Origin of the sequence: Brevibacillus brevis (genome assembly GCF_022026395.1) — a bacterium.
Lineage (GTDB): Bacteria > Bacillota > Bacilli > Brevibacillales > Brevibacillaceae > Brevibacillus.
Genome location: NZ_CP041767.1, coordinates 4667137 through 4678882, shown reverse-complemented (window position 1 = coordinate 4678882; position 11746 = coordinate 4667137). Strand labels below are relative to the sequence as shown.

The window sequence follows — 11746 nt, the reverse complement described above, 5'->3', positions numbered from 1 at the left end:
GATTTTATTGGTTCACAGAAAGTGATTACCCGAATACCCAACTCGACATAAGGGCAAATTGTCTCTTGGAAACAATATTTTCTTCCGCAATGATAGTGTAAAATGACAGAAGGTAAGAGAAATAGGAGATGACAACAAATGAGTAAGCAAGTAAACGAAACCGAACTCGTTTCGCATGTAGCTTCGAAAACAAAAGTAGACCCGGAAAAAATCAGGATCGTACTCAAGCATGAGCAAGCGTACATGAACAGTGCGAAGGCAGATGCAAAAGGTGATGTCGACGTTGATTTTGATGATCTCGTAGATTATGTCATGGGTAAGTCAGATGTGAAGCTGGATGAGATCACCGTCGAGAAGATCCTGGATGTAGAGATGGAATACTTGATTAAAAAAGGAGTCGCTGGATACATAGACGAATAGAGGACGTTCCAAGCACATTCCCCCGTAGAGGGTGATGTGCTTTTTTATATTTCTGAATGCAGTGGCTGCGGTGGGGAGAAGAATATTTCCAGTCTAGGCTCCAGGCTCCGTCCCGCTGGGGGTTGAGACTGCCCGCTTCGAAGCGACTAGCGGGGAAACGCAAAAGTGGTAGCCGCTACGTCGCGCGGGCACGTTGCGTTTCTTTTACCCGCTAATCGCTTCTCCGCTCGGTAGGACTCCACAAGTCGCTACGTCTGGAAATATTCTTCTCTGTCGTAACTGAACACATTCTTCCATCTTTTAAGGCTTCTAAAACCCGGTTAACACTGGAGGCTCGTAGAGGAAACAGGAGAAATAAGCGAAGATCTTTGGTACACCGACCGAGATGGAATGCAAAAAGCGAAACACGCCCTTAAGCGTCCACCTCTGAAACACATCCTGAATGGACTACTTTGGACGCGGTTTCGCTTTTTGCATGGAGGCGGGCAGTGAATCCCACAGCGGGTGGGACAAGAATCTGAGTGTTTTCTCCTGTTTCCTCCCCACCACAACAGCGTGACGACTCTTTTTTTAGTATTTTTTAACAAGGGATATATACACTAAAAAACCAAAAAATATCTGAAAGACAAATGTAAATTGTTTGACTATTGGGTGCTGCCGTGTCTATAATTTGGTTATCTTTGTTAGTAATGTTAACTAACTGTGTGGCGGTGATCGATGAAGCGTGCAAGCTCCCAAAAAAACAGGTAATAGCAAACTCGTGAAAAAACTGAATAAAGAAGAAGTATTACAGCAGGTCGTCTTGCACGGGCAGATTTCCCGTGCGGATATCTCCAAACAGACCCAGCTGAGCCGTCCATGTGTTTCCGCCCTTGTAGATGAAATGATCCAGGAAGGACTCCTGCAAGAAGTAGGAATGGGCGATTCCAAAGGCGGCCGCAAGCCGATTTTGTTGGAGTACAACTACCAGGCGTACGCCATTGCCGGGGCAATTTTTGAAGGCTCTACCCTGGAGATGGCTATCGCAGATATGAAAGGCGAGTTCTTGGCTCGCTATCGCAAACGGCTGGCACAACCAGCGAATGGCGAAACTGTCATCGAAGATTTGGCAGCCGGACTGGATCGCTTGTTGTGTGAAAGCGGCATCCCGCGAGAGCGCCTGCTCGGAATGGGCGTCGGTTTACAAGGCGTCACACAGCGTGGCAGTGGAACCGTTAGCTTTTCACCCAGCACGGGGTGGATGGGTTCACCGATTCAACAGACCATCGAAGCGCGACTCGGACTGCCCGTCATTATCGACAATGACGTGAATATGATGACACTGGGCGAGTACGTCCGTGGAGCAGGGGTCGGCCATACCAACGTCGTCTACATGTATGTAGGAACGGGGATTGGGGCCGGGATTATTTTGGATGGGCAGTTTTATCGGGGGAGTCGTGAGGCAGCAGGAGAAATCGGCTTCATGATGATCGGCCCGGTACATAATCGCCCGAATGGCGCGTCAGGCGTGTTTGAGACGCATTATTCGATTCCGGGCATCCAAGAGCAGGCAAAGGGATTTCTCTCTGACCTTCAGGAAGGGTCGAGTGTCATAGAAGAGCTGATCCGGCACGCCAAACAAAATGCACAAGCAAAGGAGCTTCTTGCGGATGTGTATCGACATTGGGCGTACGGAATGGCGAACATCATCAGTATTTTGAACCCGGAAATATTGATCCTGAGCGGGGAGATGGTCCACGTCGATGGTGAAGGGGTGAAGCAAATTCACGAATGGCTGAGAGAATGGGTGCCTGAGGTGCCTAATCTTGAAAAAGCAAGTCTGGGGGAGCGCGCTGGTTTGATTGGTGCTGTCCACAGCGTTTTGGAAGCGTTTCCTTTCACACGACTGCTTGACAAAGAGTGAGAAGAACAAGAGGGGGAGTTCATTTTGAAGAAGACAACTAGCAAGCTGAAAACATGGATGAAGGGCGTTTTTGTCAGCTCCTTGGCTCTGACTGTAGCTGCGTGCGGCAGTGGAGGACAGGAAGCAAAGCCTGCCGACAACAGCGCAGGCGGCCAATCTGGCACGGCTGCTCAACCTGCTGATTCATCGGGTGACCCACAAAGACTGGTGATTTACACCGGACGGGACAAAAACATTTTTGAAATCGTGTTGCCAAAATTCAAAGAAAAGTACCCGAACATTGAAGTAGAAACACTTGAGATGGGTGCCCAACAAATTTTGGAGCGCGTCCGTGCAGAGAAGGCGAACCCGCAGGCTGACTTCTGGTGGGGCGGTACCCAATCTGCTCTAGCGACAGCAGCCAATGAAGATCTGCTGGAGCCTTACAAGCCGACTTTTGCAGACAAGGTTCCAGATTTGTACAAAGATCCGCAAGATCGCTGGTACGGCGAAATGCTTTTGCCAGAGGTCATCATGTACAACTCGCAGGTAATGAAGCCAGAAGAAGCGCCACAAGATTGGGACGAATTGATCGACCCGAAATTCAAAGACAAAATCGTGATCCGAAACGTACTGCCGTCCGGCACCATGCGTACTATTTATTCCGCAATGATCTTCCGTCAAGGGGCGGATACTCCTGAAAAAGGTTTTGAATGGCTGACCAAGCTCGATGCCAATACAAAAGAGTACACACAAGACCCGACAAACCTGTATCTGAAGCTGGATCGTCAAGAGGGCGTCATCTCCTTGTGGAACCTCCAAGACGTTCTGATCCAAAGCAAAAAGAACAATCATCCGTATGACTTCATTTATCCGAAGAGCGGGGCACCGATTCTCGTAGACGGCGTGGCTCTCGTAAAAGGCGCGAAAAACCTGGATGCGGCGAAAAAGTTTATGGAATTCTTGATGAGTCCTGAAATGGCCGCCCAATTGGCGAAGGAACGCTTCCAGTTCCCATCTCGTACAGACATCAGCAAGGACCAATTGCCAGACTTCATGAAAAATCTCGAGCTAAAGCCAATGGAACTCGATTGGGCTGTCATGGCTGAAAAAGAAAAAGAGTGGATGCAGCATTGGGATGAAAACATCAAGGGAAAAGGCAAGAAGTAAGGAAGATTTTTTCAAGCAGCTAGGCGGGAAGGCGTTGTCCTTTCCGTCTAGTCACTTATAGCAGTTGTTTGAAAACGGCCGTCAGCTTGAAATGACTCGCGATGAAGGAGGAAACACAACCCGATGAGCAGCGTAACACTTGATCACGTTTACAAAAGGTTTGGCCAAGCAAAAGGGGTCGAAGATGTGCACATTCATATCGAATCAGGAGAGTTTTTTACTTTTCTCGGTCCGAGTGGCTGCGGCAAAACGACTACCCTGCGCATGATTGCCGGCTTTTATTATCCAACAGAAGGCCATATCCGCTTTGGATCACAGGAGGTTACATCTCTTCCTCCCCACAAGCGCAATACCGGGATGGTATTCCAAAACTACGCGTTGTTCCCGCACATGACTGTTTTTGAAAATATCGCGTTTGGCTTGCAGGTTCGGAAGGTGAACAAAACAGATGCAAAAGAGCGCGTAGAACGGATCATGAAGCTGGTACGTCTGGAGGGCTATGGCGAACGCCGCATTGATCAGCTTTCCGGGGGACAACAGCAACGGGTAGCACTGGCACGGGCGCTGGTCATCGAGCCGCAGATTCTGCTGTTGGATGAGCCGCTGTCCAATCTGGATGCGAAGCTTCGGGAAGAGACGCGTTTCGAGATCAAGAGACTCCAGCTGGAGCTGGGAATTACGACGATTTACGTCACGCACGATCAAGCAGAAGCGATGTCGATGTCAGACCGGATTATGGTCATGCAGAGCGGAGAAGTGCAGCAGATCGGAACACCGCATGAGATTTACCATCGTCCTGTAAACCGTTTTGTCGCTTCTTTTATCGGCGAGACGAATCTGTGGGAAGGGACAGTTACAGGATTTGACGGCGATGAAGTGCTGGTTCGCACAGCTTCTGGACAAATGCTTAGCGGATTGAAGGAAAATGCCTCTCCACGTGCACAGCTGTCTGTCGGGGAGAAAGTAACGATGTCCATTCGTCCTGAATCCGTTCTGGAGAGTACAGGCAATGAGGGACAAAATGTAGTGAAAGGCTCTGTTGTCATGTCTGAATTTACAGGGGCGTGTGTCAATTATGTCACGGAAGTAGGAAGTGAGAGCCTGCGCAGCATGTCCATCAACCTGGGACGACCGATTAAACAGCGCGGCGATGCCATCGGCCTACATATACCGAAAGAGAGCATTTATTTTGCCGGATAAGGGGGAAGAAGCTTTTGAGAGCAGAGTTGCAGCAAGCGCCGACAGCAGCCAGACGAAAGTCCATCACCGCTTCACCCGCCTTCGTCTACGTGCTGGTATCGCCACTCTTTTTAATATTGTTGGCGTATGTCGTTTATCCATTGTTCGAAACGTTCGTTGCGAGTATCAAAATCGATGAGGAAATTACGTGGAAAAACTACATTCGCTTTTTCAGTCTGGAGCATACCGCCAACCTGGAAGCGTTGTGGAACAGTATCTACATATCGGTTCTGAGTGTCATTACGTGCGGAATTGTCGGGGTTACGATGGCGTTTTTATTGGAGCGCTATGAGTTTCCGGGACGAAAAATTCTTTCTGTGCTGGCTTTGGTTCCGATGGCGTTGCCTCCACTGATTGGTGTTCTCTCGTTTACTTTTTTGTACGGAGAGAGCGGAATCATCCCACGGGCGATCAAAGAGCTGTTCGGGCTTGCCCAGGTTCCTTTCTCGTTAAAAGGAATGTGGGGTGTGGTCGTCGTTCATACGTTTACGATGTACACCTACTTCTTCATGACAGCTACAGCAGCAATCAAGGGGCTCGACCCGTCCTTGGAAGAGGCGGCAGCCAGTCTTGGAGCGAATCGCTTTACGGTTTGGCGGCGTATTATTTTGCCGATGCTCACGCCAGCCATGGTCGCGTCTTCTCTGTTGGTTTTCATGATTTCGATGGCTTCTTATACGGCACCGCTCATTTTCGGCATTGACCGGACGATGACGATGCAGATCTATCTGTCTCGCACCAATGGAGATTTGGACATGGCTGCGACACAGTCTACGATTCTTTCGATCGTTTCTGTGGCTTTTCTTTTGATCATGCGTTGGTACCAAGGCGCGCGCAACTACCAGAACTTGAGCAAAGGGGTCAGCGTGCATCGTACCGAGATCAAGAGCAAAGCGGGACGCTACACCACGATTGTGCTGTCTTTTATCGGTACAATCATTCTGATGTTGCCAATTCTCGTATTGGTACTCATCTCCTTCTCGGTAGATGGTACCTGGACGGTGCAAATATTACCTCCTGAGTATACCTTGTCGCATTACATGGATTTGTTCACGGATAGCAAGACATGGCGTCCAATTCTCAACAGCTTGCAGTTGTCTGCGATCGCGGTAATCGGGATCGTCATTTTCGGTGTAGCTGCGGCATATGCCATGGTTCGCCTCAAGTTTCGCGGGAAAACGCTTCTGGATGTGTTGATCATGCTACCATGGGCATTGCCAGGGACAGTCGTGGCGATCAACCTGATTGCAGCGTTCAGTGAGCCGAATGCATTCAGCTTTGGACAGGTTTTGATCGGAACATTCTGGATTATCCCGTTGGCGTATTTTGTCCGACATCTGCCACTTGTGTTTCGCTCTACCAATGCGACTTTGATGCAGATGGACCCATCTGTTGAGGAGGCTGCGCGAAATCTGGGTGCTTCCTGGTGGTACAGCTTTAGACGTGTCGTGTTCCCGATGGCTTGGGGTGGAATTCTCGCAGGTACGCTCTTGGCATTCGTCCAGTGTATCGGGGAATTCGTGGCTTCGATTCTGATCTTCACACCGAAGACAACGCCATTGTCTGTCGCTGTATTCCAACGCATGTACAGTAATGAATTTGGCACCGCTTGCGCCTATGGTGTCTTGCAAATCGTGGTCATCATCATCGTGTTGTTCATCTCCAGAAAACTGACCGGAGATAAGGCGGGAACTGCCGTGTAAAGCTGGATGCCTTCGTGAAAAAGGAGGGCTTCACGTGGATGTCAGTGAATCGATGGACAAGAAATCACCGAAAGTGCAGCCGACCAAACTACCCTGCCCGACTATTCCCGCATCTGTTCGCACCATGCAGGGGGAACATGGACTGCTCGATCTGTGGAAAGCGATCAAGCCACTCGCTACCATTGCCAGTGCCATGAATACAGGTGCCCATCCGGACGATGAGCACAGTGCCATGCTCGCTTACTTGGCCCTGGGGAGAGGCGTGTATACCACCAGTGTGATCGCGACGAGAGGGGAAGGCGGCCAAAATGAAATCGGCTGCGAGCAAGGTACCGCGCTGGGGATTATCCGCACGCGTGAGCTGGAAGAAGCCTCATCTCTTAGCAATGTGACGCTTGGCATCTTAAGCGAAGAGCTGGATGATCCCATCCATGATTTCGGGTTCTCCAAATGCGCCGAAGAAACCTTCCGCAAATGGGGCGAAGAGGTCGTGTACGAGCGATTGGTTCGAAAAATTAGGGAGCTGCGCCCCGATGTCGTTATCGCTTGCTTTGAAAATGAACCGACGACACACGGACATCACCGGGCGATTACGTTGCTGACACAGCGAGCTTTCCACGAAGCAGCCGATCCACAGATCTTTCCTGAACATAGCCAGGCTGGACTTTTGCCGTGGCAAATGAAAAAGCTGTATCTGCCTATCATGGACAACGATGATTATCACGTCGCCGTACCCGTGGGGGAATACGACCAAATCTACGGCTCATCCTATGTGCAGCTTGGTGAGCGATCGAGGTTTATGCATAAGACACAGGGCATGGGAGTTCACTACGATGAAGGCCCGACCTACAATTACTATCGCCTGGATGCCTCGGTTTTTCCGGCACCGGAAAAAGAGCGCGACTTTTTTTCCGGACTGCCCGTCAGTTTTGCTGATCTGGCGCAGAGCATCGCTGCAAAAGGCGGGCAAGAACTTGCGGAAGTGCTTCACCGTATGGATGATGCGGCTACAGATGTATTGAATGCCTACCCGCGTTTTGCTGAGGTGGCTCAAAGGGTTCATCACATGAAGGCTATGCTTGCGTCTGCACAACAAGAAGTAAGCAAGGCTTCACTCGATGAAGAAACAAAGGTCGATTTGATGTATCGGCTAGGACTCAAGGAAGCGCAGCTAAACCGTGCCAGTGCGGAGGCTCTGTCTCTGGTTGTGAAAATCAAGCCGGAGACGGGCGAGTGGGTGGCGGGCCAGACGACAACGGTTACCGTAACGGCTTACAATGGCGGCTCGCTGGAGGTTGAGCATGTGCAGCTGCGTATGCGTGTCCCCGCTGGATGGACGGCGAAACCGCTCACGCCAACGGCTTTTCCACGACTTGCTTACAATCAGACGGTGTGCACCGTATTTGAGGTATCGATTCCTGCAAAGACGGAGCTGTTCCATCCTTACAAGCCGACTGTACTCGATGTCGAGGTGCTCTATTTCGCCTTCGAGACAGCCAGTACGATTCGCGTGGAGCCGGATAGCCGTGTAGCTGTGCTTCCGCCGTATGCCGTGACGCTGACCCCGTCCGATGTGGTGCGGAATACGTTGCATACGGATGAGACGATCCCGGTTAAGGTAACACTGAAACAGTACCGTCCGGGAAGCTCTACAGCCAAGGTCGCTCTCGTTGTCCCGGCAGGCTGGACAGCGGAGCCAGCCTTTGTCGATGTTCCGTTTTCTTTCCGGAGCGAGACGAAAACGATCGCTTTTACTGTTCATACCACACCGCAGGTGACGAATGGCAAATATCAGATCAGCGCTACGGTCGCGGGGACAGACGGTGTGGCAGAGATTGCGCAAGATGTGCAGGTCATTGAATACCCGCATGTTGGCCGAACGTATTTCATCCGGCCCGCTACGCTGACTGTTCAAGCCTTTGATCTGGCCATCCCGAAAAACCAACGGATCGGCTACGTATCCAGCGGCTTTGACAATATGGATAAATACTTGCGCGCGGTCGGGGTGAATTGTCTCAATCTCGACGCAAACGAAATCCAATCGGGCGATTTGTCCCGCTACGACACGATTGTACTCGGTATTCGTGCATACGGATTCCGGCGCGAATTAATCGAGAGCAATCAGCGTCTTTTGCACTATGTAGAAAACGGCGGAAACCTCGTCGTTCAATATCACAAGCCGGAGGACAAATGGAAGCCGCACTTGGCACCTTACCCCATTTTTATCGGTGAATCGCTAATCGATTGGCGGGTGACCAATGAGCAATCAGACGTCCGTATGCTGGCCCCTGACCATCCGATGTTCCAGGAGCCAAACGTCATTACCCAAGCAGACTGGGATGGATGGGTGCAAGAGCGCTCCATCTACAATCCTTCTCGCTGGGGAAGCGAGTATACCGAGCTGATTGCGACAAGTGATCCGGGAGAACCGGAGTTCCGCGGCATTTTCCTCACGGCGCACTATGGAAAAGGGACGTACACCTACAGCTCGCTTGCCTGGTTCCGCGAGATTCCACAGCTAGTCCCTGGCGCTTTTCGCTTGTTTGTCAACATGATCAGTCAGAAGCAGTAATGCCCCATCCACTCCGGGCCAACCGTGGGTCGATCCATGGCTACATCAATGAAATGCATACGTACAGACCGCCATGATTGATATAGACATCAATCTGAATGGAATGGAGGAGTTGTTCATTGAGTAAGGGGAAACTTGCCAAGCTGTACACGATTACGACTGCAGCGGTGCTAGCCACGAGTCTGATTATGCCGGTAGCACCCGAGACCGCCCATGCGGACCGCGGGGTTGTCGACCTGTGGAAAGCCATCAAGCCGCTCACCACGATTGCCAGTGCGATGAACACCGGAGCACATCCGGACGATGAGCACAGTTCGATGCTCGCGTACTTGTCGCTTGGCAAAGGGGTGGACACATCCAGTGTCATTGCGAACCGAGGCGAGGGAGGACAGAACGAGATAGGCAGCGAGCTGGGTAATGCGCTGGGGATCATTCGTACCCGCGAATTGCAGGAAGCTTCCAAAATCACGAACATCCATCTGGAGAACCTCAGTGAAAAAATCGACGACCCTATTTTTGACTTCGGCTTTTCCAAAAGCCCGGATGAAACCTTGCAAAAATGGGGCGAGGATGTCGCGTACGAAAAGCTCATCCGCCGTATCCGGACACTGAGACCTGATGTCGTGATTCCCGCATTTTTGAACGAACCTTCGACTCACGGTCATCATCGCGCGATTAATGTCATTACAGTACGGGCATTCAAGGATGCCGCAGATCCAAACGTTTTTCCACAGCATGCAAAAGAAGGCTTGGCTACTTGGCAGGTGAAGAAGCTGTATCTGCCTGCAAAGGAACAGGATTACTCGGTCAAAGTGCCTGTTGGCGACTATGACGAAATTTATGGGGCCTCTTACGTCCAACTCGGCGAAGAATCCCGGTTTATGCACAAGAGTCAGGGGATGGGACGTCACTATGACGAGGGACCTAGCTTCAATTATTACAAGCTCGATCAATCCATCGTAGAGACAAAAGACAAGGAAGCAGACTTTTTTGAGGGAATCGCCTATTCGTTTGACGATTTAGCGAAGGAAGTGGCCAGCCAGTCTGGCGGGGAAAAAGTCGCGGGTGAACTGAAAAAGCTGCAAAAGGATGCCGCAGAGGTCATTGCTGCGTACCCAAGCTTTGCCTCCGTAGCCAAGGAAGCGCATGAGATGCTGGCGGATGTGGAAAAAGCGACGGCAGCAGTCGAAGCCTCCTCCTTGCCAACTGACACGAAAACAGACTTGCGCCATCGTTTGGGAGTGAAGAAATCCCAGCTGAACAAAGCTAGTGCCGAAGCGCTCTCGCTCGTAACCAAAGTAAAGCCTGAGACAACCGAACTGGTAGCAGGGCAAACGACAAAAGTAACGGTCACGGCTTACAACGGCGGCCAAGCAAAAGTCGGGAAGATCAATCTCGCGCTGAATGTACCAAAAGGCTGGCAAGCCAAGCCGCAATCGACCACGAGCTTCTCATCGCTCGGCTACAATCAGACGGTGAAAACGACTTTTGATGTCTCAGTTCCTTCTGATGCTGCTCTGTTCCAACCGTATGCCGCTCCTGCCATTACAGCAGATGTCAGCTACAGCTTTGCAGGCTCGACGGCGAATAGCCATGTGACACCAGCAGATGCCATTGCAGTTCTTCCATCTTTTTCTATGGTGCTGAGTCCAAATGCGACGGTTTTGAATACGCAGAAGCCAGAGGAGCCAATTCCGGTCAAGGTTACGGTGAAAAACTACAATCCAGGTGCAGCGAAAACAACCATCTCTCTCGATGTACCAAAAGGCTGGAGCGTAGAACCACAAGCAGCACCGCTCGCCTTTGAAGCCAAGGGAGAAACGAAGTCCGTTGCCTTTACGGTCAAAGCAGATGCTTCCGTCCAACCGGATAAGTACACGGTGACAGCAGTAGCGTCTGGCAGTGGAAAAGAGAGCCGACACGGAGCCCAAGTCATCCGTTACCCGCATATCGGCACGACGTACTTTGTCCAACCAGCGACGCTTGCCATCCAGGCATTTGACTTGAAGGTGCCGGAAGGATTGAAGGTCGGTTACGTATCCAGTGGCTTTGACAATATCGATCAGTATTTGTCCCAATTGGGAGTCGATGTGACCAATTTGTCGGCAAAAGATATCGAGTCTGGTGATCTGGATCAATACGATACGATCGTGCTGGGCATTCGCGCTTATGGTTTCCGACCTGAGCTGATTCCTTCGAATGCACGCTTGCTGAAATACGTGGAAAACGGCGGAAATCTGGTCGTGCAATACCACAAGCCAGAGGATAAATGGAAGCCGGAGTTGGCTCCTTATCCGATTAAAATCGGTGCTCCGCTGATTCAATGGCGTGTCACAGATGAAAACTCCAAAGTGACAGTATTGGCGCCTGATCATGCTTTGTTCCATTCGCCAAACAAAATCACGGAGAAAGATTGGGACAACTGGATTCAGGATCGTTCCGCTTACAACCCATCCGAGTGGGGCAAGGAATACACAGAGCTTATCTCCAATGGAGACGAAGGCGAGAAGGAATTTACGGGTACGTACCTCACTGCCAAGTATGGTAAAGGAACGTATACCTACAGCTCACTCGTGTGGTATCGCGAAATTCCGTCACTCGTACCGGGTGCGATCCGATTGTTTGTCAACATGATCAGCCCACAGCAGTAATCATAGTAGAAGGGAAGGCGATCGTTCAGGCGGTCGCCCCCCTCCCTAAAAGAAGAACAGACGCAAAAATAGAAGCAGCTTACGAATGGGTAGGGAAGGAGATGCAAGA

7 protein-coding genes are annotated in these 11746 nt (G+C 50.8%); all 7 read left to right on the top strand.

Translation table 11 applies throughout. The annotated features are described in order from the left end of the window. Nucleotides 1–138: 138 nt before the first annotated feature. The 7 genes from FO446_RS22150 to FO446_RS22120 all read left to right on the top strand — a co-directional run bounded on the left by FO446_RS22150 (nucleotide 139) and on the right by FO446_RS22120 (nucleotide 11637). Complete coding sequence (locus tag FO446_RS22150) at nucleotides 139–420, top strand: hypothetical protein (protein ID WP_173612023.1); 282 nt, start codon at nucleotides 139–141, stop codon at nucleotides 418–420. A 724-nt stretch (nucleotides 421–1144) separates the two neighbouring features. Further along, nucleotides 1145–2323 carry an ROK family protein gene (locus tag FO446_RS22145; protein WP_237899076.1) on the top strand — a complete coding sequence of 393 codons (1179 nt, stop codon included), beginning with the start codon at nucleotides 1145–1147 and terminating at the stop codon, nucleotides 2321–2323. 24 nt (nucleotides 2324–2347) lie between these two features. Then, nucleotides 2348–3472 (top strand): extracellular solute-binding protein, encoded by a 1125-nt coding sequence (locus tag FO446_RS22140; protein ID WP_173612021.1) that lies wholly within the window; start codon nucleotides 2348–2350, stop codon nucleotides 3470–3472. Nucleotides 3473–3595: 123 nt separating this feature from the next. After that, complete coding sequence (locus FO446_RS22135) at nucleotides 3596–4672, top strand: ABC transporter ATP-binding protein (protein WP_237899074.1); 1077 nt, start codon at nucleotides 3596–3598, stop codon at nucleotides 4670–4672. 14 nt (nucleotides 4673–4686) lie between these two features. Continuing rightward, nucleotides 4687–6414: an ABC transporter permease gene (locus FO446_RS22130; protein WP_173612019.1), complete on the top strand. Its 1728-nt coding sequence runs from the start codon at nucleotides 4687–4689 to the stop codon at nucleotides 6412–6414. Nucleotides 6415–6466: 52 nt separating this feature from the next. Further along, on the top strand, nucleotides 6467–8986 hold the full coding sequence (locus FO446_RS22125; RefSeq protein ID WP_419466152.1) for a PIG-L family deacetylase: 2520 nt from the start codon (nucleotides 6467–6469) through the stop codon (nucleotides 8984–8986). Between the two features lie 119 nt (nucleotides 8987–9105). Then, the gene (locus FO446_RS22120) at nucleotides 9106–11637 is read left to right on the top strand and encodes an NEW3 domain-containing protein (protein ID WP_237899069.1); all 2532 of its coding nucleotides are present in this window, start codon (nucleotides 9106–9108) and stop codon (nucleotides 11635–11637) included. The last annotated feature ends 109 nt before the right edge of the window (nucleotides 11638–11746 follow it).